Origin of the sequence: Paenibacillus sp. FSL H7-0690, from assembly GCF_037980415.1 — a bacterium.
GTDB lineage: Bacteria > Bacillota > Bacilli > Paenibacillales > Paenibacillaceae > Paenibacillus_AQ > Paenibacillus_AQ odorifer.
Genome location: NZ_CP150281.1, coordinates 4,698,922 through 4,723,076 on the forward strand (window position 1 = coordinate 4,698,922; position 24,155 = coordinate 4,723,076).

27 protein-coding genes are annotated in these 24,155 nt (G+C 44.8%); 2 read left to right on the forward strand and 25 right to left on the reverse strand.

Going from position 1 to position 24,155, the window contains the following annotated elements; all coding sequences use genetic code 11:
* Window positions 1-65: 65 nt before the first annotated feature.
* On the reverse strand, window positions 66-653 hold the full coding sequence (locus tag MHI32_RS20740) for a sigma-70 family RNA polymerase sigma factor (RefSeq protein WP_036676255.1): 588 nt from the start codon (window positions 651-653) through the stop codon (window positions 66-68).
* Between the two features lie 552 nt (window positions 654-1,205).
* Complete coding sequence (locus tag MHI32_RS20745) at window positions 1,206-1,385, reverse strand: hypothetical protein (protein WP_076127519.1); 180 nt, start codon at window positions 1,383-1,385, stop codon at window positions 1,206-1,208.
* 193 nt (window positions 1,386-1,578) lie between these two features.
* Here MHI32_RS20745 and MHI32_RS20750 point away from each other — a divergent pair, with 193 nt between their 5' ends.
* Both MHI32_RS20750 and MHI32_RS20755 read left to right on the forward strand, forming a co-directional pair.
* Window positions 1,579-2,145 carry an XRE family transcriptional regulator gene (locus MHI32_RS20750; RefSeq protein ID WP_076281432.1) on the forward strand — a complete coding sequence of 189 codons (567 nt, stop codon included), beginning with the start codon at window positions 1,579-1,581 and terminating at the stop codon, window positions 2,143-2,145.
* A gap of 217 nt (window positions 2,146-2,362) precedes the next feature.
* Window positions 2,363-3,667, forward strand: coding sequence for an MFS transporter (locus MHI32_RS20755; protein WP_340010732.1), 1,305 nt, complete (start codon window positions 2,363-2,365; stop codon window positions 3,665-3,667).
* Window positions 3,668-4,120: 453 nt separating this feature from the next.
* On the opposite strand, the gene MHI32_RS20760 is transcribed toward MHI32_RS20755, so the two are convergent.
* The 23 genes from MHI32_RS20760 to MHI32_RS20870 form a co-directional block, all read right to left on the reverse strand.
* On the reverse strand, window positions 4,121-5,215 hold the full coding sequence (locus tag MHI32_RS20760; RefSeq protein ID WP_326047953.1) for a prephenate dehydrogenase: 1,095 nt from the start codon (window positions 5,213-5,215) through the stop codon (window positions 4,121-4,123).
* Between the two features lie 46 nt (window positions 5,216-5,261).
* Window positions 5,262-6,359, reverse strand: coding sequence for a histidinol-phosphate transaminase (gene hisC / locus MHI32_RS20765; protein WP_076127634.1), 1,098 nt, complete (start codon window positions 6,357-6,359; stop codon window positions 5,262-5,264).
* A gap of 60 nt (window positions 6,360-6,419) precedes the next feature.
* Window positions 6,420-7,244 (reverse strand): tryptophan synthase subunit alpha, encoded by an 825-nt coding sequence (gene trpA, locus MHI32_RS20770; RefSeq protein WP_340010734.1) that lies wholly within the window; start codon window positions 7,242-7,244, stop codon window positions 6,420-6,422.
* A complete protein-coding gene (trpB, locus tag MHI32_RS20775) occupies window positions 7,241-8,440 on the reverse strand; it encodes a tryptophan synthase subunit beta (protein WP_076127515.1) in 1,200 nt (399 codons plus the stop codon). The genes trpA and trpB overlap by 4 nt, the downstream gene beginning before the upstream one ends.
* Window positions 8,437-9,114 carry a phosphoribosylanthranilate isomerase gene (locus MHI32_RS20780; protein ID WP_076127514.1) on the reverse strand — a complete coding sequence of 226 codons (678 nt, stop codon included), beginning with the start codon at window positions 9,112-9,114 and terminating at the stop codon, window positions 8,437-8,439. The genes trpB and MHI32_RS20780 overlap by 4 nt, the downstream gene beginning before the upstream one ends.
* On the reverse strand, window positions 9,107-9,937 hold the full coding sequence (trpC, locus tag MHI32_RS20785; RefSeq protein ID WP_340010736.1) for an indole-3-glycerol phosphate synthase TrpC: 831 nt from the start codon (window positions 9,935-9,937) through the stop codon (window positions 9,107-9,109). The genes MHI32_RS20780 and trpC overlap by 8 nt, the downstream gene beginning before the upstream one ends.
* Window positions 9,927-10,967 (reverse strand): anthranilate phosphoribosyltransferase, encoded by a 1,041-nt coding sequence (gene trpD / locus MHI32_RS20790; RefSeq protein ID WP_179086816.1) that lies wholly within the window; start codon window positions 10,965-10,967, stop codon window positions 9,927-9,929. Before trpD ends, trpC begins: the two co-directional genes overlap by 11 nt.
* A 40-nt stretch (window positions 10,968-11,007) precedes the next feature.
* On the reverse strand, window positions 11,008-12,573 hold the full coding sequence (gene trpE / locus MHI32_RS20795) for an anthranilate synthase component I (protein WP_076127509.1): 1,566 nt from the start codon (window positions 12,571-12,573) through the stop codon (window positions 11,008-11,010).
* 432 nt (window positions 12,574-13,005) lie between these two features.
* A complete protein-coding gene (gene aroH / locus MHI32_RS20800) occupies window positions 13,006-13,380 on the reverse strand; it encodes a chorismate mutase (RefSeq protein WP_076127508.1) in 375 nt (124 codons plus the stop codon).
* Window positions 13,374-14,477, reverse strand: a complete 1,104-nt coding sequence (gene aroB / locus MHI32_RS20805) for a 3-dehydroquinate synthase (RefSeq protein ID WP_076184012.1) — start codon at window positions 14,475-14,477, stop codon at window positions 13,374-13,376. The genes aroH and aroB overlap by 7 nt, the downstream gene beginning before the upstream one ends.
* Before the next feature lie 2 nt (window positions 14,478-14,479).
* Window positions 14,480-15,649: a chorismate synthase gene (aroC, locus tag MHI32_RS20810; RefSeq protein ID WP_076134686.1), complete on the reverse strand. Its 1,170-nt coding sequence runs from the start codon at window positions 15,647-15,649 to the stop codon at window positions 14,480-14,482.
* A 150-nt stretch (window positions 15,650-15,799) separates the two neighbouring features.
* Window positions 15,800-16,003: a hypothetical protein gene (locus MHI32_RS20815; RefSeq protein WP_339168868.1), complete on the reverse strand. Its 204-nt coding sequence runs from the start codon at window positions 16,001-16,003 to the stop codon at window positions 15,800-15,802.
* A gap of 105 nt (window positions 16,004-16,108) precedes the next feature.
* Window positions 16,109-16,912: a protein-glutamate O-methyltransferase CheR gene (locus MHI32_RS20820; RefSeq protein WP_036676236.1), complete on the reverse strand. Its 804-nt coding sequence runs from the start codon at window positions 16,910-16,912 to the stop codon at window positions 16,109-16,111.
* A gap of 27 nt (window positions 16,913-16,939) precedes the next feature.
* A complete protein-coding gene (gene ndk / locus MHI32_RS20825) occupies window positions 16,940-17,383 on the reverse strand; it encodes a nucleoside-diphosphate kinase (protein WP_076127503.1) in 444 nt (147 codons plus the stop codon).
* A gap of 99 nt (window positions 17,384-17,482) precedes the next feature.
* A complete protein-coding gene (locus MHI32_RS20830) occupies window positions 17,483-18,451 on the reverse strand; it encodes a polyprenyl synthetase family protein (protein ID WP_076127501.1) in 969 nt (322 codons plus the stop codon).
* Window positions 18,448-19,308: a menaquinone biosynthesis protein gene (locus MHI32_RS20835; RefSeq protein WP_076127500.1), complete on the reverse strand. Its 861-nt coding sequence runs from the start codon at window positions 19,306-19,308 to the stop codon at window positions 18,448-18,450. The genes MHI32_RS20830 and MHI32_RS20835 overlap by 4 nt, the downstream gene beginning before the upstream one ends.
* A gap of 4 nt (window positions 19,309-19,312) precedes the next feature.
* Window positions 19,313-19,915: a flavin prenyltransferase UbiX gene (locus tag MHI32_RS20840; RefSeq protein WP_036676229.1), complete on the reverse strand. Its 603-nt coding sequence runs from the start codon at window positions 19,913-19,915 to the stop codon at window positions 19,313-19,315.
* Complete coding sequence (locus MHI32_RS20845) at window positions 19,915-20,787, reverse strand: UbiA-like polyprenyltransferase (protein ID WP_076127498.1); 873 nt, start codon at window positions 20,785-20,787, stop codon at window positions 19,915-19,917. Before MHI32_RS20845 ends, MHI32_RS20840 begins: the two co-directional genes overlap by 1 nt.
* Entirely contained in the window at window positions 20,780-21,532 is a 753-nt protein-coding gene (locus tag MHI32_RS20850) for a demethylmenaquinone methyltransferase (protein WP_139329851.1), read from the reverse strand. The genes MHI32_RS20845 and MHI32_RS20850 overlap by 8 nt, the downstream gene beginning before the upstream one ends.
* A gap of 3 nt (window positions 21,533-21,535) precedes the next feature.
* A complete protein-coding gene (locus tag MHI32_RS20855; RefSeq protein WP_340010741.1) occupies window positions 21,536-22,429 on the reverse strand; it encodes a heptaprenyl diphosphate synthase component 1 in 894 nt (297 codons plus the stop codon).
* Between the two features lie 91 nt (window positions 22,430-22,520).
* Entirely contained in the window at window positions 22,521-23,063 is a 543-nt protein-coding gene (locus MHI32_RS20860; protein WP_340010742.1) for a hypothetical protein, read from the reverse strand.
* A 94-nt stretch (window positions 23,064-23,157) separates the two neighbouring features.
* A complete protein-coding gene (gene mtrB, locus MHI32_RS20865; RefSeq protein WP_051490908.1) occupies window positions 23,158-23,406 on the reverse strand; it encodes a trp RNA-binding attenuation protein MtrB in 249 nt (82 codons plus the stop codon).
* Between the two features lie 116 nt (window positions 23,407-23,522).
* Window positions 23,523-23,795 carry an HU family DNA-binding protein gene (locus MHI32_RS20870; protein WP_036676223.1) on the reverse strand — a complete coding sequence of 91 codons (273 nt, stop codon included), beginning with the start codon at window positions 23,793-23,795 and terminating at the stop codon, window positions 23,523-23,525.
* Window positions 23,796-24,155 lie beyond the last annotated feature (360 nt).

A 24,155-nucleotide genomic window follows, 5' to 3' on the forward strand; every position in this document is an offset into this window, starting at 1 on the left:
ATGTGTGGGGGGAGCGTCCCACAAGAGCGGAATACATTCTTGCGCTTCCCTGCAATTCATTCGCCTTACACCCTCTCAACCTGCTCTTCAACTTCAGGCTCATTGAAATAGGATTCGAGTTGAAGCTTCACACTACTCCTGGCACGAAACAATAATGATTTCACTGAGCTTACACTCTGATCTAAAATTTCTGCGATTTCTTGATAGTCCATTTGATCATATTCACGTAGGATAAGTGCAGAGCGTTGTTTTTCGGGAAGATTATTTATCGCCTCACGGACCAAATTCATCCGTTCATTGCGCAATGCAGCCTGCTCGGGTGCAACTTCAAACGGTGCTACTGGTGTATATCCACTCTCTTCCAGAGATACATTACCGGCACGGTTCTTGCGAAGCTCACTTAGAACAGTGTTGCGGGCGATAGTGTACAGCCATGTTGAGAATGAAGCATCTACCTCTCGAAAGGAATGCAAGCTACGAAATGCCTTGTAGAAGGTCTCCGAACAAAGGTCCTCTGCGATAAGCTCCATATGTGAATTTCTAAGCATATGATATACAAATGCTAGTATTTTACGTTGATAACGACGCATTAATTCTGAATATAATTCCGTGTTTCCTTGTTTGATTTGCTGGATCAACTGGGAATCCGTCATGGTGAGATTGGCCCTCCTCGCCCTTGCACGTCTTTTCCCATCCGGTCCGTACTTATTATACCGGTTTGGGCTTTAAAAGTTGCGGTGTTACTGCAAATTTTTAGTTTTTTTATGAAATACACCTATGTATATTCAACTACCCGATAATTAAGGCATGATGTATATGAAGAAGACAAAAAGAAATAAGGCATACTTCTAATTTTACATAAATATAGAAACGAATCTAGAAACATACCTGCTCTATTGTACCACATATTCTCATAGGATGACATTAATAGACTTTAGATAGGTCGACTCGCCAGCAAGACCCGACATTGGATTTCTGACTTAGAATCCGGCTTTAAAAATAACACATTTATCAATTTTTAAAAACTGTTGACAAAATGTAAACGTATACATATAATAAAAGTACAGTATGGTTTCTCTCCACTCCTATCCAATACTTAACGGTTCCAATTTATTGTGAACTGTAGCCGCTTACTTTGTAAGCGGTCTTTTTTTGTCCTGAAAGCGCTCTACCTTTTTTTTTAGATGATCTATATTAGATTATTTTTAATATAGCGAGCGAATTAGCTTCCACAAATCCCCACAATCATCTATTACCCCGTCTACGTCCACTTGAAGAGATATCTGCTCATTACGTTTCCCAATGGCTTGCAGCCCTGCGTTACGGCTCGCTTGTACGTCATTCATTGGATGATCACCTACAAATATAGACTCCTCTGCGCTCACCCCATTGGTATCCCTCCTTTTGCAAAAATAAAGGATTAAACCGGGGAAGGTGATAAGCCTACGGGCAGGTTCGTTACATAGACGTCATTTGCATAGCTGCGTGTGTAATCCACCCTCTAATCCTAATCGTATGGAAAAGAGTCAGGATAAACAATATACTAGCTATAAAGTTATTTGTTGAGGTGAATTTGAAATGGATGAAATCGATGAATCAAAACAACTGGTACTACAAATCGGCGGTGCCTTGAAAAAGTACAGAAAAGAAAAAAACATGAGCTTAGACGACTTAGCGGAATTAACGGGCGTAAGTAAACTTACTCTGGGGAATATCGAACGTGGCGAGACAAATCCAACTTTGGCGATAATATGGAAAATTTCAAAAGGCATATCTTTGCCCCTATTAGCTTTGTTCAAATCTGAAGACCCTGTTAGTTTGTATCGAGCAGGCGAAGGTCTCCGGTTTTCTAATGATCAAAAGAATTGGATCATAGAACCCGTCTTTAAAAATGTAAGCAACGATATTGAAATGTGTCGGGCTTACTTACAGCCAAATAGTTCGTATCACCCTGAAGGTCATCATGTGAATACAACTGAAATTGCGACAGTAATGACTGGTTCCATTGAAATACGAGTCGATGGAGAAATGTACACATTGAGTCAATATGATACGATCAGTTTTCGTGCAGATCGCCCTCACTCTTATACCAATCATACGAATAGCGAAACAGTGCTCCATATCTCCTTAAAATATGGTTTCTAAAAGTCGAAAATTTCACCTATTACATGCAACTCAGTATTCCATTCTAAATGGAAACTCTGAGTTGTATTTTTTTATCTAATATAAGCATTTCAAGTTATAGAACCATCTCAATAAAGTAAACTTTAAAATACTTATTGTTAAATTTAATATATTATACTATACTTTCATTGTCCGCGCGGATATTAGTACGCATTAATTCTGGGAGGGAAAATGAAGAATGCCGAATAAAAAATTCGTACCATCATCTTTAGGGCTGCTACTACTCGGCATCATTATTATTGCCGCAAATTTACGTGCTCCCTTAACCTCGGTCGGTCCATTAGTGGGTCTCATTAGGGGTGACGTTCATATTTCCAATACTTTAGCAGGCTTGATCACAACGGTACCTTTACTTACCTTTGCTTTATTATCGCCTCTAGTACCAAAATTAGGACGTAGGTATGGAGTAGAACTTTTAATTTTGTTTGCTCTGATCTTTTTGACTGTTGGTATTGTAATACGTTCTTTATCTGGGGCTGCAAATCTGTATATTGGAACTGCAATTCTTGGATTTGCAATTGCCGTTTGTAATGTATTAATGCCAAGTTTAATCAAACGTGATTTCCCTAATAAAATCGGTGCCATGACTGGTGTATTTGCAATTTCAATGAGTTTATCTGGAGCGATCGCATCGGGAATCAGTGTACCGCTAGCTGCAAACGCAGGTTTAAAATGGCAGGGTGCATTGGGAATTTGGGGGATCCTAAGCTTTGTATCGATCCTCTGCTGGTTGCCTCAATTAAGGAAGCATACGAAGCAAACAGCCTCGACGAGTCAACAGATGGCCGGCAATGATGTGAATGTTTGGCGTTCCCCTCTTGCCTGGCAAGTAACCTTGTTTATGGGGATGCAGTCCATGATTTTCTATGTGCTAATCGCATGGTTGCCTGAAATTTTAAAACAGCAAGGCATCGACTCAAGCCAATCAGGATGGTACCTCTCAATAATGCAGTTAGCGCTGCTTCCATTTACCTTTATTGTCCCCGTTATTGCAGGGCGAATGTCAAATCAACGTTCGTTAGTGTTCATCACAACCATTTTACTTTTGACGGGAACGCTCGGACTGCTTTACGGAAGCTCCAATATCATTCTGTTGTGGATCATCATACTCGGAATTGGTGGAGGCTGCGCCTTTAGCTTGTCCATGATGTTTTTCGGTTTACGTACTAAAAATGCGCATCAAGCAGCGGAACTGTCTGGTATGGCGCAATCGATCGGATATCTGCTTGCCGCAATTGGTCCTGCCCTTATAGGATATTTGCATGACACGACAAATAGTTGGAACGTGCCACTTTTCATACTGCTTGGAGCTTCGGTTTTACTCTTTATTGTCGGTCTAGGAGCAGCAAGAAATCGTTTTGTAGGTAGTCGAAATAGTTACGACGAAATAAACTCAAGTACCAGAGAATTTCATGGAAGAAATACTGATCAGAATGAAGAAAGCGAGTTTGGGAACAGTTGCAACAAACCAAACCTAAATTAGAGTCCGCGGGTATAAACCCGGAAGCATTTTGCGGCACTCCTTTCTTTTCTTCGTTGATCCAATAAACATTTAGCTTGTACGAAGTCGCTATCGGACACAGTTGACCTTAAATGCAGCATTAATCCACATTTGGGATGCTAACGGACCGCATATCAGCTATTGGCACGAAAAATACACAATATAAGCCTCTTTATGTGAAATAGCGTCTGTGGAGTCCGAAAGACTGCTTCAAAGGCAAAAAACGAGCAAATAACGTCATTAGGGTCCGTAAGTACTAGGTGGTACTTATGGTGGTACTTATGGTGGTACCGATGCCGATGACGATACTGACGGCATGTTGAAATAAGCAACCAATAACCCAAAAAACAAAAAAATAGCGATTCTCTATTCACATGAGAATCGCTATTTTACTGTTTATTATGATTTAAAAATGAACCCGAGCGAACCTCAATACTACACGTATACCGTATAATCATGATGCTGCAACAGGATCTTCGCCCGCTCCATATCGTTCTCCTGACGGAAAGAGAGACGCATAATCCCCGGCACATCTTCACGGCTTTCGATAATTTGTACGTTGCTAAGGTTAATTCCTTGATCCCCCAGCTCTGTAGCAATACGACCGATAATCCCCGGATGATCCGGTACATCAATATGTAGGTCAAATAAAGGTGCTATCATACCTTTACGCCGTTCAGGCAATTGACTACGGAAGCCATTGGCTTCATGAAATGCCTCTTCAATCCCTACACCATCTTCATTTTCCAGCAAACGAACAAAAGAAGAAACTTCCTCGTTCCAATCCTTCAACAATCGAAGCATCACTGAACGATTGTTTAACAAGATATCACGCCAAATAATTGGATCACTGGACGCAATCCGTGTAATATCCCGAAAGCCCCCTGCAGCTAACGTACTAAACAAGGAGTCAGTATCATCATAAGCTTTAATCTGATTTACCAGCGCAACGGCAATAATATGTGGTAAATGACTAATGGCGCCTACAATCTCATCATGACGTTCTGGATTAAGGCGTACAATCTGCGCTCTAGTAAGGTGGAGTAAGGACTCCAACGCATGATAAGCCTCGTCTGGCACTCCCGGTGGAGGCGTTAATACGTAATAGGCATTCTCAAACAACAGCGATGAAGCTGCCTCAACACCTGAACGCTCTGATCCTGCCATAGGGTGACCGCCGATAAAATGTACTCCAGGAATATCCAAAGAGACCGCGCATGCGGCAATACTAGCTTTCGTACTTCCAACATCTGTAATGATGCAGCCGGGCTTGAGCGGCAATTTGCTTAACTGCTGCAAATAATCCTCTAGCATACCCACCGGCACACATAAAAAAATGAAATCGGCATCGATTGCCGCTTCCTCCACAGACAATGTGGCACTATCGACCACACCTCTGCTAATATACTTACTCGCGGATTCAGGACGGTGGGCATGGCCAACGACGGTCAGGCCCTCCTTGCCTTTAAAGCAAAGGGCCAGTGAGCCTCCGATCAGACCGACACCGAATATTGCTATTTTTGTCGTCATGTTCTTTGAACTACCTGCCTTCTTTAGTCTTGACTTGCTGTTATTACTAAGCGCGTACTCCACTCTCTATAAGAGTTTGTTCCAGCGCGGTGATAAAAGCTGTATTCTGCTCAGCCGAGCCCACAGTAACCCGAATATAAGTCGGATAAACCTGATGACCCGCTCTTACGATGATTCCTTTACGCATCAAAGCATCAAAGACCTCTGTAGCAGGCTTACGAACATCTACCATGATGAAGTTCCCGTGTGCCGGGAAGGATTCTAGACCCAGACGTTTGAATTCACCTTGCAATTGGACAATACCCGCGCTGTTAAGACGACGGCATTCCTGTACGTAATCTTGATCATTCAAAGCAGCAAGAGCTGCAGCTTGAGCAAGTCGTGAGGTATTAAAAGGCTCACGTACCTTGTTGATCAACGAAATGATCTCAGGACTCGCAACACCGTATCCAATACGCAATGCAGCTAAGCCATAAATTTTGGAGAATGTGCGAAGCACAACCAGATTCTTGTAACGAGTCAGTAACTGGATACCATTGGAGTATGAAAGATCTGTTACATACTCACAGTATGCCTCATCAAGGACAACCATTACATTGGAAGGCACAGCATCCAGGAAAGAAACCAAAGCTTCCTCTGGAACAATCGTACCTGTTGGGTTATTCGGATTACAGATCCAGATAACCTTAGTGCGGTCCGTTATACGGGCCAGCATCCCATCCAGATCATGTGTACCTTTTACAAGTGGCACCTCAATAGATACCGCACTTTCGATGTCTGCGTTACTCTTATACACGGAGAAGGTTTGGTCCGCCATGATTGTCTCATCACCCGGTAAGAAAAAGGCACGAGCAATAAGTGCAATAATCTCATCTGAGCCACAGCCAAAAATAATATTGTCGTTATTCACGCCAAGACGGCTGGAAAGTGCTGAAGTCAATTCAACGGCTGAGCCGTCCGGATAAAGATAAAGATTCTCAAGTTCTGCTAGAATTGCTTCTTTTGCACTCGGTGAAGCTCCATACGGGTTCTCATTGGATGCAAGCTTAATAACCTCACTTAAGCCAAGCTCCTTCTTGACTTCGTCTATAGGTTTCCCTGGTTTGTAGACAGGGAGATTAACTATATTCGGTTTTGGATTCATACAATAGTCCTCGCTCTCCATAGTTGATTACTCCACTATACACAGGTCAGAATGACACTGTTATGGTCTTTTTAATTGTGCCACAAATTCTCGAATTTGCAACAGTCCCTCATTCCGCGTAGCAGGATGATCGAGCAACGGAATTACCTCTTCTATTTTGCGGACAATGGCACTCCCTACTACAACACCATCGCAAATCTGAGCAAAACGGGCAACCTGTTCGCCAGTAGAGATCCCAAATCCTACAGCCACTGGCAGATCCGTAGCTTGACGAACGGAATCAATAAAGGCTTCTACATCCGCATGGAAAGAGGATCTTTCTCCAGTCACCCCTAATGAAGATACACAATAGATAAAACCGCTCGCACCGGATACAATCTTTGCAATACGTTCGCTTGAGGTGGGTGCAACTAAAGGAATGAGGTTGACTCCAACTTCATCACTACGGCGCCGCATCTCCGCTGATTCCTCAACGGGAAGATCCGGGATAATAAGTCCGCTAATTTCATGCTTGTTCAGATCAGCAAAAAACGTATCTAGACCCATTTGCAGGATAGGATTGTAATAAGAAAACAAGATAAATGGCAACCTGCTGCCGGCTTCACGAGCCTTTAACGCGGTCTCCATGCAAGTGCGCAGGTGAACTTCACCCCGCAGTGCCCGGGCAGATGCTCGCTGAATTACAGGGCCGTCTGCAAGCGGATCAGAGTATGGTACTCCTAGCTCCAGAATATCTGCCCCTGCTGTCTCCAGTTCAGTGATGATGGCAAGAGTAGTCTCCAAATCTGGATCTCCAACAGTCAGAAAAGGAATCAATGCGGTCCGGTTCTCAGCTTTAAGCTTCCGGAATACCAAATCCATCCGGTTTGTAGTTTGGGTTGTCATTCAGTTCCCTTCCCTTCTGTATACGCCATAATGGATTCTACGTCTTTGTCTCCCCGGCCTGACAGGCAGATGACAACAATATCATCCTTAGTAAGGGTTGGACCCATTTTTACAACATGTGCTATCGCATGCGCCGATTCTAACGCTGGAATAATGCCTTCCGTTACGCATAGCAGCTTCAGTGCATCTAGCGCCTCTGCATCTGTAATCGGGACATATTTTGCGCGTTCGATATCTTTTAGATAGGAGTGTTCAGGACCCACACCAGGATAATCCAGGCCTGCGGAGATGGAATGTGCTTCTGTTACTTGTCCATGCTCATCCTGCAGGAGATAACTCATCGATCCCTGGAATACGCCATGAGTTCCTTTACTCATTGTTGCCGCATGAAAAGGGGTATCAATGCCTTTACCAGCCGCCTCTACACCAATCATACCGACATTTTCATCCTCAACAAATGGATAGAACATACCGATGGCATTACTGCCACCGCCTACAGCAGCTACGAGCACATCCGGCAGCCTTCCTTCAGCCTCCAGAATCTGGCGCCGTGTTTCATCCCCAATAACCCGCTGAAAGTTACGAACCATCATCGGATAAGGATGCGGTCCTACAGCTGAACCCAATATATAGAAGGTATCATCTACATTGCTAACCCAGTAGCGAAGCGCTTCGTTGCCGGCATCTTTTAAAGTACGCGATCCGGAAGTAACGGGAATCACTTCTGCACCAAGCAGCTTCATCCGGAATACGTTAAGGGCCTGGCGGCGTGTATCCTCTTCCCCCATAAACACCTTACATTCCATACCTAGCAAAGCTGCAACTGTAGCTGTGGCTACACCATGTTGACCCGCACCCGTCTCAGCGATTACTTTCGTTTTTCCCATCATTTTGGCCAGAATCCCTTGACCAATCGCATTGTTAATCTTATGGGCACCTGTATGATTCAAATCTTCACGCTTCAGATATATTTTAGCTTCTCCCAGATGTTTGCTCAGACGCTCCGCATAATACAGCGGGGTCTCCCGTCCGGAATACTGCTTTAATAGATAATCTATTTCTTCCTGAAAAGCTGGATCTGCCGAAAACTTACGGTAAGCCTCCTCCAACTCAATCAATGCATTCATCAAAGTCTCGGGCACGAAGCGGCCTCCGAATGAACCGAAACGTCCATGCTGGTCCGGTACTTGTATCATGATTGCTTCACCCTTTCCACAAAAGCTGTCATTTTTTGAATATCCTTAATGCCGTCAGTCTCTACTCCACTCGACACGTCTACCCCATACGGGGCATAGGTATCAAGCAATTCACCAACATTATCTGAATGAAGCCCTCCAGCCACAAACAAGGGCAAGTCATGTTGTACTGCAATTTCTTGGTAAGCAGGTAATTTATTCCAAGCGAACGTTCGGCCGGAGCCGCCACTCTGCAATGGATCATAAGTATCTAATAAAACCGCATCTACTGCAGCTGCGTAATCTTCCAAGCTATATTCATTTTCAGCTTTATCCCGCTCTTGATCCGCAACGGACAGTGCCTTCCATACCTGAACCTGTGGATAAGCTCGGCGAACCTGCTGGCAAAAAGCTGGACTCTCCTGTCCATGAAGCTGAATTACATCTAAATGCACCACAGACAGCAATTCGTTCAACTCATCCAGCTTCGGATTAACGAAAACCCCGGCAGCCTTAGGGATTTGACCAGTCTTCCAATTTGGAAGCTCTGCAATCAGTTCGGCAGCACGCTCTATGGACACCTTCCGGCGGCTAGGTGCAAAAACAAATCCGATATAATCTAGTGGTAAGTGTAACATAGATTTTAGCACTTCAACGTCCTGAAGTCCACAGATTTTTACTAATGTCTCAGCCATGCCGGACACGGTCCTTTCCGTTAGGAAGCTCCCCGAGCAAACCGTTAACCGCATCCTCTACGTTAGCTTGACGCATTAGATACTCCCCAACGAGCACTCCGTGAGCACCAGTAGTTCTTAGGTAGTCGATGTCTGTTGACCCGGAAATTCCGCTTTCGCTGATCACTGGAACACCTTGCGGCACAAGAGCTGCCAGCTCGGCTGTTGTCTCCAAAGAGGTCTCAAAGGTACGTAGATTACGGTTATTAATTCCAAGAAGAACGTTAGGTTGGGTTATCTTTTCTGTGCTCAGTACAACCGCCAGTTCATTTTGGTCATGCACCTCAATCAAGATATCCAATCCAAGCTCTGAAGCTATATCTATAAAATGAGACAGTTGTGCCGGTGTCAAAATAGCGACGATCAACAACACCGCATCCGCTCCGAGAAGACGTGCTTCGTAGATCTGCTTCTCATCGATAATAAAATCTTTGCGAAGCAGCGGCAGATTTACAGCTTCCTTCACTTGCTGCAGATAAGCTGCGCTGCCCTGGAAATATTCTGTGTCCGTCAGAACAGATAAGCAATCTGCACCTCCAGCTTCATACCCTTTTGCAATGGAAACAGGATCAAAATCTTCACGGATCAACCCTTTGGAAGGAGAAGCCTTCTTCACCTCAGCGATCAAGCCCATATCTCTGTTCTTCCCTTGGGTCAGAGCCTTACGAAAGCCTCTTGTTGCCGGAAGAAGCGCAATATCACGCTTTGCTTGTGCCAGCGAAAAGTTTTTACTGAGCAGTTCAACCTCTTTAATCTTAGTCGCGACAATTTTATCAAGATACATAATTAAGTTCCTCCGTCATAGCTACAAGCTGATTAAGCTTGGATAGTGCCTTGCCTGAATCCACTACATCTTTTGCTCTCTCTACGCCTCCGGCCATGGTATCTGCCAGACCAGCAACATATATACAGGCTCCGGCGTTAGCAAGAACGATATCGCGATAAGGATTCATCTGCCCTTGAAGGACCGAGGTAATAATCGCCGCATTTTCAGCTGCATCTCCACCCAGCACAGTCTCCAGTGGATGTCTGTTAAGACCTAATGCCTCTGGCGTTACCTCATACGTGGTTACGATGCCCTCTTTTAGCTCAGACACTAATGTAGGGGCCGAGATGCTGATTTCATCCAGACCATCCAAGCTGCTAACAACCATCGCACGCTTGGACCCCAGCTCCTTCAGTACATTAGCCACCGTCTCTGTCTTATTCCGATCATAAATCCCCAGCAGCTGACGGTCAGCACCAGCGGGATTCGTAAGCGGACCAAGCATATTAAAAATCGTCCGCACTCCAAGCTCTTTACGCGGTGCCGCCGCATGCCGCATCGAAGGATGATAGATTTGCGCGAATAAAAAACAAATGCCGATTCGATCCAAGCATTCCCGGGCCTGATCCGCATTCAGATGAATGTTGACGCCCAAAGCTTCAAGTACATCTGCACTTCCTGCTCTACCGGAAGCTGAGCGGTTGCCATGTTTGGCAACTCGTACCGAAGCCGCTGATGAAATAATCGCTGAGGCGGTAGAAATATTAAACTTATGGATGCCGGAACCGCCCGTACCACATGTATCTAGCAGACGCGCTTTTTCAGTAAGGACAGGTGTGCCGAAACCTCTCATGGCTTCCGCAAACCCCGTAATCTCCTCCACGGTCTCTCCCTTAATCCGTAAAGCGGTCAGCAGTGATCCGATTTGCGCCTGTGAAGCCTCTCCCAGCATGATTGCACCCATTATATCCCGTGCTTCTACACGTGTCAGACTTTTGCCTTCGATTAGTCCAGCGATTCCTGATTGTATCAATTTTGTTGCATCCATAATGTTCATCCTCCAGCCTTAATGTAATCTTTTTTATTAATCAAACCACCTGTTCAGGGGTATATGCGTACATGTAATCTTGATTGATGACTTGTTTCTCTTTTATCTCGGGTGGGAACATAGCCTCTGCCATACGAATAGCTTTTAGCATGCCCTTCGCTTTATTCACCGTCTCTTCATACTCTTTCTCCGGAACCGAGTCCCAAACGATACCCGCTCCAGCCTGCACATATGCTCTGCCCTTACGGAAGATGATTGTACGGATGGTGATACATGAATCCATATTTCCCGAGAATCCCAAATATCCAATCGCCCCCGCATAAGCACCACGGGCTTCTCGCTCCAATTCAGCAATAATCTCCATTGCCCGTAGCTTAGGTGCTCCTGAGACAGTACCGGCTGGCAGACAGGAGAGAAAGGCATCAAAGAAATCTTTATCCTCGCTAAGCGTGCCTGACACATTCGAAACCATATGCATGACATGAGAGTATCTTTCAATTTCCATAAAGGAATCACATTTTACAGAACCGAATTTGGACACTCTTCCTAAATCATTACGACCTAGATCAACTAGCATCAAATGCTCTGCACGTTCTTTTTCATCCTCCAGCAGCTCCGCGGCGTAAGCTCGATCCGAAGCTTCACTTTCACCTCTTGGTCTTGTTCCGGCAATCGGCCGTGTCTCCACACGATTTCCATCTACCTTTACGAGCGCTTCCGGTGAGGTTCCAACAATAATCTCTTCATCCATTTTCAAATAATACATATATGGAGATGGGTTAAGCGTCCTGAGCATCCGGTATACATGCAGTGGAGAAACTTCCGTTTCAATATGCAGGCGCTGCGACAACACCACTTGAAAAATATCGCCAGCCCGAATGTATTCCTTCGCTTGTTCTACGTTGTTGATATATTGTTCTTTAGTCAGGTTGGAATGAATCTCACCCAGCTCAATATCCTGCGGAATACTGCGGCGGTTCACATTTTCCTTAGGCCCTTCCTTCTGCAGCTCTTCGGCCATATCCTCAAGCTTACGACTTAAGCTTTCGTAATTGGATTTGATATCTGAGTCCGTATCACCGTCTTTAACATGCAGGTTACCAACTAGGAGAATTTGTTGTTTCACATGATCAAAAACAATGATGCGATCACAGAACATAAACCGGATATCATCCATTTGGAGATCATCTACTGGATGCTCAGGCAGCTTCTCATAATATTGCAGCAGATCATATCCAAAAAATCCGATAGCTCCTCCAGTAAAAGGCGGCATCTCATCCAGCTTAGGGCTACGGTATGAACGAAGCAGCGCCTTAAGCTCCTCAATCGGCTTTCCATGCAGCTGTTTTTTCTTACCGTCGATCTCTACGTTAATCGCACCCTTTTTTCCCGATATCATTAAAAAGGGATCGCTGCCGATGAACGAATACCGGGCCCATTGTTTGCCACCCTCTACACTTTCTAGTAAGAACGCGCGGTCACGTTCAGCAAAACGTTGGAATAACCGGATAGGTGTTTCCATATCAGCCAGCAGCCGCTTCACAACAGGAATCAGATTATAATCCTGCGACAGCTTTACCACCTCTTGAACACTCGGATTCGTCATTTTTAGATGCCCCCTTAGTTATATAAATCTTTCCGAAACACAGAAAAACCCTCTACCAAAGTAGAGGGTTTGTGTAAGTAAGTATATGTTTTTGAGCAATGATCAGCATCGTTATATTGTGCCTACAGACTTATCTCTAAATAAGATACATCAGAGATGTGAAATATCACTCCCGTACATATCAAAATAAAGACTCTGCGTACACAAAAACTGCTAATCAGGCATAAACGTCTTCAGCGTCCTTATAAGGACGGTAAGCGTATATGCGTGAAATATAAGAATGTATAGAACAAAGCTTATACTTTCTTATATTCGCAAAAATTTCTTGCACTCTGCTCAACTATACTCATCTCAACTCAACTAAACTCTTCTATACTCGGCTAATTACACTATACATGATGACAAGGGTCATTGACAACCCACAACTCAAATTTAAGACTTACTCTGCGACAAATCCGGACGAAGCTTCTGAGCTTCATTCAGATACACATGGCGGATCTCACGCTGTGATTTATCCGTATTAAACTGCACCATTAACCGGATACACATCGGCAGGCTGCCTTTGACCGGGATCTCCGTAGAACACATAAGCGGCACCATTTCCCAGCCCTCAATCTCACGTATGGCTCTTGCCGGAAAAGTAGCATCCAGATCATTGGTCATCGTAATCCATACATTGCTAATATCCTCAGCTATAACATTATTGCGTTCAACGATCTCCCGCAGCAGCACAACGGTTTCACGCAAAATCTCTGTTTCTTCGTTATTAATCACGGTAGTTGCTCCGCGAATCCCTCGATTTACCACGGTTTTCCCTCCTTTTTAAGCTCTGCGAGAACCTCTCGCACAAGCGATTCCTGTACATCGTTTACAATACTAACGGCTCCTATGGCATCAGGCACAATAAAAGTCATTCTGCCTTCTTTGAATTTCTTATCATGCATCATCGCTTCCATTAGCTCCTCTTCATCATATTCAGAAGGAAGCTGTATAGGCAGTGAAAGGGCAGATAACATAGATACTGTATCCTCATAAATGGATCGGTCACGTCCAAGCTTTACAGCCAGCAGCGCCGAACCCGCCATACCAATCGCAATCGCTTCACCGTGCAAAAACACACCATATCCGCCAACCGCTTCAATAGCATGGCCGATCGTATGGCCTAAATTCAGGATCGCCCGAAGTCCATGCTCACGTTCATCGTTCGCCACGACATGAGCTTTGATCGCACAACCGCGCTCAAGGGCATAACCGAGGGCTTCAGCATTCAGAGCAAGCAGCTCATCAGCATGTTCACGGCACCAATATGCAAATTCTTTGTCCATAATCAGACCATGCTTCACTACTTCAGCTAAGCCAGAAGAGACTTGGCGTGGCGGAAGCGTGCGAAGGGTATCCAAATCGTAAAGCACCAGCGAAGGTTGATAGAACGCACCAACCATATTTTTGGCTAGTGGATGATTGACAGCCACTTTGCCGCCTACGCTGCTGTCATGGGCTAGAATCGTCGTTGGAATTTGTAGAAATCCTATTCCGCGCATGTAGGTAGCTGCTACAAAACCAGCTAAATCACCAACAACCCCGCCACCTAAAGCCAACACCGCTGAGTTGCGATCCAGTCCCGCTTGAATCGCGGTCGTCATAACCTCTTCATACACGGTTAATGATTTGGATGCTTCCCCTGCCGGCATAATATGGCTTACTACGGTATAACCTTGCTGACGTAGAGCTTCTTCAAGCGCCGGTAAATACCGTGGAGCTACTTCACTATCACTCACAACCAGTAGCGGGCTACGAGTGGACAGTCCAGCCTCAGCACAGTACTGGGCAATGTTCTGCAGCAGACCACTACCGATGTGGATTGGATAAGAACGATCTCCCAAATCTACATTGATTGTACGCATGATTAATAACTCTCCAATTGTGCAAGATAGTTTTCATAATTCGCTTTAATTTCTTCGAGAGAATCCCCGCCGAATTTATCAAGAAATGCTTTAGCAACTTCCCATGCCACTACGCTTTCCAGAACCACACATGCCGCTGGAACTGCACATGCATCCGAACGTTCTACTTGAGCAGTAAAAGGTTCTTTCGTATCGATATCTACACTTTGAAGTGGCTTATACAAGGTAGGAATAGGCTTCATAACACCACGAACCACTACCGGCATGCCATTCGTCATCCCGCCTTCAAAACCGCCTAAACGATTGCTTGCGCGATAGTATCCTTTAGAAGCTTCATACATAATTTCATCATGGACTTGCGATCCACGCAATTTACCTGCTTCAAACCCAATGCCGATTTCAACGCCTTTGAAGGCATTAATCGACATTACTGCCCCAGCAATTGCCCCGTCTAACTTCCGATCTGACTGTACATAGCTGCCAAGTCCAATGGGCAGTCCTTCGACGATACATTCAACGATTCCACCGATGGAGTCGCCCTCTTCCTTGATCTGATCTATGTAAGCCTCCATTTTCTGTTCTGTTTCTTTGTCGACAACTCTGACAGAAGACTGTTCTGTCCGTTCAATCAGCTCATCGATAGGCAGATCATTTGCAGGTGCCTCAATTTCACCAATGCGAATGACTTGACCTGCTACTTTCACACCAAAAGCTGCCAGCAGCTGTCTGGCTACAGCGCCACATGCGACTCTGGCTGCGGTTTCGCGGGCACTGGAGCGCTCCAGAACGTTGCGAAGATCCGTATGATTGTACTTCAATCCACCATTCAAATCTGCATGTCCAGGACGCGGCCGATTTACCCGGCGTTTTTCTTCATCACTGCCTGGAATAGGTTCAATATTCATAATGTTCTTCCAGTGAGTCCAATCCTTGTTCTCTACTACCAAGGCTACCGGAGCACCCGTAGTATAGCCGTGACGTACTCCACCTACAATCTGTGCCGTATCTTTCTCAATCTGCATGCGACGTCCACGTCCGTATCCCTTTTGTCGACGATGCAATTGAAAGTTAAGCTCTTCAAAATCCAAAGTTAAATTACTTGGCAATCCCTCAATAATAGCCGTTAGCTGGGGGCCGTGCGTTTCCCCCGCTGTTAAATAGCGTAAACTCATGATGTCTTCCCCCTTTTATACTTTTAAACTGTAAACCGCTAAAATCCTATGATCTTTGCTCATTATAGTATAGGGAATCCGCTTTGACAAGAAAGGGATCTCCCTAGAAACACTGTATGTATACCGAAATAAAAAGCGCCATCCATACCCTTAAGAGTATGAATGGCGCTCCTCGGCTCGGTCCTCAGCTTGTTGGCTGCCGAGCCGCTGGCTTGGTGGAGGGAATGTAGACTTACGCTCTTCCAGCTGCAGAAGGCGCTCCAATTGCATTTCCTCCACACCGAGAATTTGCCCGCACTCACGAACGGTGATAAAGCCTCGTTTGTACGCGGCAATGACCTTGCTTTTGTCCATCGGTTTAACTTTCCTTTCACTTAGCGTACAGATTCTACTATCCAGTATCACTGAACTTTTGCGAAAGTATACCTTTGAAGTTAATGGCGAAGGAGCAAAAAGTATTTATTTTTTACGATAGAAAAAAGTTTCCGTCGATTCAAAGCCATATTGAGCCGGTGTAAAGATTTGCTCTGTGCTGCCCACAAACAAATAACCACCCGGACGTAAGCTAGCCGAAAACTTATGATAGAGCTTGTTCTTCGCTTCTTCAGTAAAATAGATCATTACATTGCGACAAATAATAAGATCGAAACCTTCGTCGAACTTGTCCAAGAGCAAATTTTGTTTGCGGAAATCTATGTTTTTCTTAAGTGAATCGCTGACCTTGAAGACAGGGCCTTCCGGCGTAAAATAACGTGCTGCCACGTCTTTCGGCACATCCTTTAAAGAACGTTCCAAATAAAGACCCTGCTTTGCTTTGGATAAAGCGCCATCATCAATGTCAGTGGCAAGAATACCTGTCTGCGCCAATATATTCTTGTCCGACAAAATCATAGCCAGCGTGTAAGGCTCTTCGCCTGTGGAACATGCCGCGCTCCACAGCTTTAATTTGCGGCCCGACTGCTGGAGGTCAGGGAGGATAATATCCCGCAAAACTTCCCAGCGATTCGGATTCCGCCAGAACTCAGAGACATTGATCGTCATTCGATCTAAAAATTCATAAAATAAGTCCTTATTTTTCATCATCGCTGCAAAAAAATCACTGAAGGTATGATACCCATTCTTCATCCGAAGAGTCGTCAAACGCCGCTTCATCTGCGCTTCTTTATATTGAGCCAGATCAATTCCGGTGCTTTGTTTAACGTTGTGAATAAATCCGCTATAATCTGGATCTGTTGTTAATGCTGCAACATTACGATCAGACATGTTAATCCCCTGCCTCCCACCTGGACCTTACATCCAGACTGCGATGTCTTTGTTATACTGATTCAGTTCATCTGGAGCAAAGAAATTAGCAATTTCCCGTTCTGCACTTTCAGGCGAGTCTGATCCATGAATTAAATTAAGTGGTGTATGGCTGGCAAAGTCGCCACGAATCGTGCCTGGCAGAGCTTCTCCAACTTTTGTTTTGCCTATGAGTGTCCGGGATAAAGTTACGACATCATCGCCTTCCCATACCATTGCAAACACTGGACCTGAAGTGATGAAAGAGACCAGCTCTGAAAAAAAGTCTTTGCCTGCATGCTCAGCATAATGTCTTTTCGCTTGATCCTCACTCACTGTAATCAGTTTAGCAGCGACCAATTTAAACCCCTTATCCTCAAAGCGGGCAACAATACGCCCTATTAATCCACGTTGAACTCCATCAGGCTTGACCATCAGATACGTCTTTTCCATAGAAGCACTCTCCATTTTCCCATTTGAAGGGTTGTTTTGACGCTATCTTAACAGAAACATTGCTTTCTGGAAACGTTTAATTTCAATCTCACCAGAAGATCAATAACTTCTTCCTGTTATAAAATACGCAATATCGCGCAGATTGCGCTTAGTCTTATTGTTAGGCAATTGTTCCAGCGCCGCCAGCGCCTTGTCGATATAACGTGAAGCGAGCTCCTCAGAACGGGCGATTCCGTCTCCGGAAAGAATGAGATCAATCGCATGTCCTACCGTGCTATGTCCCTCACGTATAGACTTCAGTTCCTCAAGCAATGACTCGCGCAGTCGCTCATCCTCAAGACTATAAATCACTGGAAGTGTAATGTTTCCTTGCCGCATATCACTGCCCGGAGGTTTACCGATCTGTTTCTCTGTGCCTGAGAGATCCAGTAAATCATCACGAATCTGGAACGCCATACCCACGTTATATCCATAATTATAAAGCAGACGAGCTACTTCTGGATCTGCCTCAGCAGCAAGAGCGCCGAGTTGGCAGCTAACTGCAATCAGCAGGGCTGTTTTGCGGCGGATACGCCGTAGATAATGACGTACACTTTGCTCACTGTTGAAAAAGTCACGAATCTGCTCCATCTCTCCGATCGACATTTCGATCATCGCCTTAGACAGAATTTGATGAATTCGTGGATTCTTCAGCTCCGTAGTCATAACCAGCGCTTTTGCATATATGTAGTCACCAGTGTACATGGCAATTTTATCGCCCCATTTTGCTTTCACGGTGAGTTCACCACGGCGCAATTCTGCATCGTCGATCACATCATCATGGACCAGTGAAGCGCTATGGATCAACTCTAACGGTATCGCCACCCGTTTCAGTTTTTCCAGATCATACTTACCGAATTTTCCGCCCATTAGGACAAATACGGGACGTAATCTTTTGCCGCCTGCCTTTAATAAATGCAGGGAGGTTTCTGTAAGCAGATCGTCATCCCCCTGTACACTGCGGTACAGCTCTTTTTCAATCTGATCCATATCTCTGTTCAGTAATCCGAATATTTGCAGTCGTTTCATTCTTTCACCCGTGTCAACAGTTTATGGCTCCAAATCTCCATCTTCACTTCCTGCGGCAGCAGGCCCATCTCATAGGCATAGCGGAAATAGAGGTTCAAACCTTGCTGCTGCCTTTCTCCAAAATCATAACATAAATTGCGGAAGTACCCTTCCCAATAAGACTTTGTTCCTCCAATGTTAGAACAAGCTGCTTGTACAATAGGATCTAAATCTCTCAATCCCCGCATTTTACTCTCGGCAAAAGCCTCTGCAATCTCAGAAATAGCTTCCGGTTTGTCCTCCGCAGCCTTTCGATTCACTGCCCAGACCGCAAAGGTCATCCCTAAGCCCGTCCATTCCTTCCAAACCTCAGCTAGATCAGTAACGATATAACCTTGATCCTGCCATGAGGCCTTAATAGCATTATCACCAATTAATAAACAGGCATCCGCTTCATGCATCATGTCATCCAAATCAGGATTAGCGCTAATATACTCCGGTTTATTGCCAAAAGCTTTTTCCATTAAAATTTTCAGCAAATTTACCGAGGTTGCAGAAGTATTCGTAACAGCGATCTTACCGCTGCCAATCTGAGCAAATGGCACCCTGGAAAAAAGGAATATTGATCTCACAGGACCGTCCGCGCTAACCGATAAATCAGGTAGAAGTAATAATTTGTCACTGGCCTCAGCATAAGCAAAAGAGGATAAAGCACCTACATGAATAGTTCCACGGCTCATCCCCTGATTAAGAATGGCAGGTACCTCACTCACCATCTCTGCAGGATATTTCAGTGCAGAGGGATGAAAATTGTGAAATACCGGCCATGAGTTGGTATAGCTGATTTTGCCAATGATGGTGTGGCTGTTATTGTCCATCCTTTCAATCCCCCCATCTTCGAAATAAATTGTGTTCAATATTAAAGCTGTCAAGCACTTTGCCCACCATGAAATTAATCAGATCATCCATACTTTGCGGCCCAAAATAAAAAGCCGGCATTGCGGGAATCATCCGAACTCCCAGACGGGACAGCTTCAACATATTCTCTAGATGAATAGCATGCAGTGGAGTCTCACGAGGTACAAGCACCAGTGGGCGGCCTTCCTTGAGCATAACGTCAGCAGCACGTGTCATCAGATTATCAGAGGTCCCATTCGCTACCGCGGATAATGTTCCCATAGAGCAAGGCATAATAATCATCCCTTCCACACGAAACGAACCACTTGCAATGGATGCGCCGATATCCGCAACAGGATGATAAAGCAGAGAACCGGGATAGCCTTTGAACCTTTCGTTCAAAAAGCCCTCCCGGTCTGATGCGATATAGCCAAGTTCTTCTTTAAATACGCGCCAGCCCGCATTGCTAACTACCAAATGCACGGAGTAGCCTAGTGACAGCAAGGTTTCAGTTAGACGAACACCATATATCGCACCGCTTGCTCCTGTAATTCCAACCACGATGTTTTTCGGTTTAGTAAGCGTCATTAGTAGAACTGCACCACCAAGTCAATCAAAGTGAAAGAGAACACCACGATGCTCAATACGCCGTTCATAGTGAAAAAAGCAGTCTGCAGACGGCTCAGGTCACTCGGAGATACAATGTAGTGCTCATAAAAGAGAATGATATATGCGATGATCATGCCTGCTACATACCACCAGCTTAAATCCGTCATAAACAGCAACGATACGAATCCAATCGCCGTGAGAATGTGAAATACGCGGGCAATAAAGAGTGCACCTTGAACCCCGAACCGAACCGGAATGGACTTCAAGCCCTCTTTTAGATCAAACTCAACATCCTGACAAGAATAAATTACATCAAAACCTGCAGTCCAAAACACAATAGTGAAATAAAATACCATTGAAGTCCAATTCACACTACCAGTTACAGCTACCCAACCGCCTAAAGGTGCAAGCGCAATGGTCAGACCGAGGATAAGATGGCAGGCCCATGTAAAGCGCTTAGTAAATGAATAAATGACAAGAAGGAAAACTGCGATTGGCAAGAGCTTGGCCGACAAAGGATTCAGCTTAAAGGCTGCCCAAAAGAGTAAGAAAAACGAAATGCCGATAAAAATGACGACTTCACCGATCTTCAATAATCCTGCAGGAATAGCTCTTCCCGCTGTGCGTGGATTCTTAGCATCACTTATCCGGTCAATCAGTCGATTCAGACCCATAGCAGCGCTCCGTGCCCCAAACATAGCCACTACGATCCAACCAATCTGGCTCCAGGTAGGTAGCGTGCCAAACATGACAACGGAACCAAGTAAAGCGCCCATAAAAGCAAAAGGTAAAGCAAATACCGTATGTTCAAACTTGATCATTTGTAAAAAGATACCGATTTTCTTAAACATTCCCGTTCTCCTTGAGCCCAATATGTAATGCCGCGATGCCTCCGGTCAAGGGGAAGGATTCCACTTTTTGCAGTCCGGTTTCACGGAAAATAGCAGCTAATTGCTCCCGGTCAGGGAACAGCGCCAGCGATTCTGGCAGCCATTTGTATTGCTCATACCTTTTAGCGAATAACTTGCCCAGCAATGGAAGAACACGCTGAAAATAAAAGAAATAGATACCTTTAAACGGTTGTTTCATCGGCTTGGAAAGCTCCAGGCAGACCACCATTCCTCCGGGCTTCACCACTCGTTTCATCTCGTTCAGCACTTGAACAAGATCCGGTACGTTGCGGAGTCCAAAACCAATCGTTGCATAATCAAATGCGTTGTCTTCAAAAGGCAACTCCATAGCGTTGCCCTGTACGAGAGAGATCCGGTCCTGAAGCTTGCGCTCCTCCACCTTACGGCGCCCCACTTCAAGCATGCCTGCACTGAAGTCGAGCCCTATCACATTCCCTGTCTGTGAGGCTTCGGCCAAGGCAATGCTCCAATCGCAAGTGCCGCAGCATAAGTCTACAGCTGAATCCCCGCGCTTCATACCCATCTTCTTCATCGTGAACTTACGCCAAGCCTTATGCCGACGAAAGCTTAAGATGTCATTCATCAAATCATATTTACCTGCAATACTCTCAAACACCGAGTGCACAAACTGTTCCTTCGGCTTGCTGTTATCACCCACAGCAGTTGTAGTTTTGTCCATAGTCATCCACTAACCCTCCACGGCTGCTTGTCCTGAGACTTTCATCTGCAGGAGAATACGATCCAGCGCTATCTCAAGCTCTCTAAGCAGGCTTTCGTCTTTAACGCTTTGTAATAGTCCCTGAATCGACTGAATCGACTGATGGAGCTTGTCCGTCAGCAGAGAATCACATTTATATTTCATCTTCAGCATCTTCCAGTCCTTCTGATCAAGGTTCTGGTCTTGAAGCTGTTTGCGTTCTTCCTCTGTCGCTGACTCCAGCATCTTCCAGTAGCAATAACCATTGCTTGCATTCTCAAGGTTATTACAACGCTGAAGCTCTATGGCAACAGTTTCGCACTGACTGAACTCTGTCAATAACTTCTCCCACAATTCCACTAAGGAATTCTCGATCATGGGCGTAAAAGAAAGGAACAGCCGCATATTGAGCTGTACCATGTGCCGCAAGTATTGTTCAGCCGAAAGACGGATTCCTCTCATCTTCACATAGAGGTTCGCTTTCAAGACATTGAAATCAGCAATCGCCTTACTCAAGATTCCAACCATCTCAATCTGATCACTCTTTGCAAGCAGATGGTAAAACCAGCTACTAAAATAATCACCAGCCAATACCTTTAATTGACGGGAACGCATAGGATCTCCACCGCGTCTATCATTCGAGCGGTCAATTACCTCATGTGTATCTAGTCCAAGTTGAATAAGTGCGGTTACGAGCGTATACAACTCACCAGTACTTCCTTTTACAGAAGATCCATGGTTTAGAAAAATATATAACAAATGACCCCGGCCATCAGAAAACGGCGGCAAATCCGTATGCTTCTGAATCATGTCGTAGTCGGTGTAGGGTTTTGCCAGTTGCGGTATGCAGTACGGTTTCATTTCAGCCTCCGAAGCCATTGACATTTATATTAATTCCTTTGTTCACAATCTTGTCTATTATATCACATGTTTTTTTGTCACGCACTGTGATACAACTGAGTTTCTTTTATTCTTCTCAAGGATAAATGAACTGCTTCTTCCAGAGCTCAGTCTCACTAATACGGAAGCCTGTCTTGAGACGCTCGGATATGGGGAGATTACCCGCAGACTGAAGTTCATTCTGGAGTTCAACGGACCACTCCGCGCGTCTGATATCCCCTGCTAGCAGCAGCCGGCGGCTATCCAGCCATTTATCCATGACCACGATGCGCAGCAGAAGCTGATCCACATTCGAGGTTTCTTGAAAAGCAAAAGAAATAGTCTGTGCCATATTTCGATAAAGCTCCTGGGGTTCATGATCATTTCCGCTCACTTTTAAATCCAGAGACAGAACGTGATCCTCCCAGCCTACGCTATCAATGGATAAGGTCAATGGAAGTGCGCCAAGAACATCAACAAGATTATCGTTGTCTAGCACCGTGTTATGGCCGCCAGTAAAAGTCTCCACTGCACCATTTCTCTGCTGTAAGGTTGAATCCATATCTGCCACTTTGGGCAATATTACAGCAGAGGTTGCAGTCAAGAGTAATACGGCTCCAACCCACCAGGCCTTGTTCATGAACACGCCCCCCTTATCCATAATTCCCACTCTTAGCGGAATACGATCATTTCTCTTTACTATATTTTGAAAAAAAGCAGGCTATGCCTGCTTTTCAGCTTTCACTTTCCAATTGTCCGTGCTTTGTCCATATTTCAGCCTTACCGCGGATCTTCATCGCTGAGGTATGATCAGTAAACTGGGCAATCAATACCTCGCCCTTATCCAGCTTCTCTGTATGATGAAAACGTGTATCTGTACCTCTGGTTAACCCAATGACCTGAACGCCATTATCTTTAGCCTTAACCACAATATAGTCGCTGCCCGTTGGAAGCGGAGTAGTACCCGTATTTTTATCCATCATCACTCATCCTCCTCTAAACCTATTATACAGTTCATAGTATTTCAAAAAACAAATGCCGCCTTGGAGGGCGGCATAGTTGTTCTTAAAAAGACTATGGGATAGGTATGTAGAAATCTTTATTTGATTCCGTCTTTCAGCGCCTTACCGGGTTTGAATGCCGGTACCTTGCTTGCAGGAATTTCGATTTCTTCACCAGTTTGCGGGTTACGGCCTTTACGTGCAGAACGCTCACGCACTTCAAAGTTTCCGAATCCAACCAGTTGTACTTTATCACCGCTTTGCAGTGCTTCTGTAATTGCTTCGAAAACCGCATCTACAGCTTTAGTAGCATCCTTCTTGGGAAGTTCAGTTGCTTCTGTAACTACATTGATCAAATCTGATTTATTCATGTTTTCTCACCTCCCTGAGTAAATTCTCCGGTATCATACACTGTTTCCGTTTCAACGTAAAATATACGTGATAATCCCGTTTAAAACTTAACTTTGGCGCCCTTAGACCTTGAAGCGCAACAAACTTATAGTAATACAGCCCATCCATAAATTCAAGCTGTTACTCAAAAAAGGAGCAGAAATTATCATCTATCCTTGCATATTTATCTAAATTCAATCTAATTTGTTAGACCTATAGGAGCATTTAAGGTCTTTATTTCATCAGAATAATTGAGTCAGATTCACCGTTATTATAGGAACTAGGAATCAAGTTTTAGGATAGATACAAATAAAAAGAGCAGGATTTCTCCCACTCTTTGA

Coding starts and splice junctions, on each gene's coding strand:
- MHI32_RS20845 (WP_076127498.1), bottom strand. CDS start 20,787: ATGTTTAAGAAAATCGGTATCTTTTTACAAATGATCAAGTTTGAACAT.
- MHI32_RS20870 (WP_036676223.1), bottom strand. CDS start 23,795: ATGAATAAATCAGATTTGATCAATGTAGTTACAGAAGCAACTGAACTT.
- aroC (WP_076134686.1), bottom strand. CDS start 15,649: ATGAGTTTACGCTATTTAACAGCGGGGGAAACGCACGGCCCCCAGCTA.
- mtrB (WP_051490908.1), bottom strand. CDS start 23,406: ATGATGGATAAAAATACGGGTACTACTCCGCTTCCAACGGGCAGCGAC.
- MHI32_RS20820 (WP_036676236.1), bottom strand. CDS start 16,912: ATGTCTGATCGTAATGTTGCAGCATTAACAACAGATCCAGATTATAGC.
- MHI32_RS20860 (WP_340010742.1), bottom strand. CDS start 23,063: ATGAACAAGGCCTGGTGGGTTGGAGCCGTATTACTCTTGACTGCAACC.
- MHI32_RS20835 (WP_076127500.1), bottom strand. CDS start 19,308: ATGGACAATAACAGCCACACCATCATTGGCAAAATCAGCTATACCAAC.
- MHI32_RS20750 (WP_076281432.1), top strand. CDS start 1,579: ATGGATGAAATCGATGAATCAAAACAACTGGTACTACAAATCGGCGGT.
- hisC (WP_076127634.1), bottom strand. CDS start 6,359: ATGAATCCAAAACCGAATATAGTTAATCTCCCTGTCTACAAACCAGGG.
- MHI32_RS20760 (WP_326047953.1), bottom strand. CDS start 5,215: ATGACGACAAAAATAGCAATATTCGGTGTCGGTCTGATCGGAGGCTCA.
- MHI32_RS20740 (WP_036676255.1), bottom strand. CDS start 653: ATGACGGATTCCCAGTTGATCCAGCAAATCAAACAAGGAAACACGGAA.
- trpD (WP_179086816.1), bottom strand. CDS start 10,967: ATGGATGCAACAAAATTGATACAATCAGGAATCGCTGGACTAATCGAA.
- trpB (WP_076127515.1), bottom strand. CDS start 8,440: ATGATACAAGTACCGGACCAGCATGGACGTTTCGGTTCATTCGGAGGC.
- MHI32_RS20850 (WP_139329851.1), bottom strand. CDS start 21,532: ATGACTATGGACAAAACTACAACTGCTGTGGGTGATAACAGCAAGCCG.
- MHI32_RS20840 (WP_036676229.1), bottom strand. CDS start 19,915: ATGACGCTTACTAAACCGAAAAACATCGTGGTTGGAATTACAGGAGCA.
- MHI32_RS20815 (WP_339168868.1), bottom strand. CDS start 16,003: ATGGACAAAAGCAAGGTCATTGCCGCGTACAAACGAGGCTTTATCACC.
- trpC (WP_340010736.1), bottom strand. CDS start 9,937: ATGTATCTTGATAAAATTGTCGCGACTAAGATTAAAGAGGTTGAACTG.
- trpE (WP_076127509.1), bottom strand. CDS start 12,573: ATGACGAATCCGAGTGTTCAAGAGGTGGTAAAGCTGTCGCAGGATTAT.
- MHI32_RS20755 (WP_340010732.1), top strand. CDS start 2,363: ATGCCGAATAAAAAATTCGTACCATCATCTTTAGGGCTGCTACTACTC.
- aroB (WP_076184012.1), bottom strand. CDS start 14,477: ATGCGTACAATCAATGTAGATTTGGGAGATCGTTCTTATCCAATCCAC.
- ndk (WP_076127503.1), bottom strand. CDS start 17,383: ATGGAAAAGACGTATCTGATGGTCAAGCCTGATGGAGTTCAACGTGGA.
- MHI32_RS20855 (WP_340010741.1), bottom strand. CDS start 22,429: ATGTCAATGGCTTCGGAGGCTGAAATGAAACCGTACTGCATACCGCAA.
- MHI32_RS20830 (WP_076127501.1), bottom strand. CDS start 18,451: ATGAAACGACTGCAAATATTCGGATTACTGAACAGAGATATGGATCAG.
- trpA (WP_340010734.1), bottom strand. CDS start 7,244: ATGACAACCCAAACTACAAACCGGATGGATTTGGTATTCCGGAAGCTT.
- MHI32_RS20780 (WP_076127514.1), bottom strand. CDS start 9,114: ATGGCTGAGACATTAGTAAAAATCTGTGGACTTCAGGACGTTGAAGTG.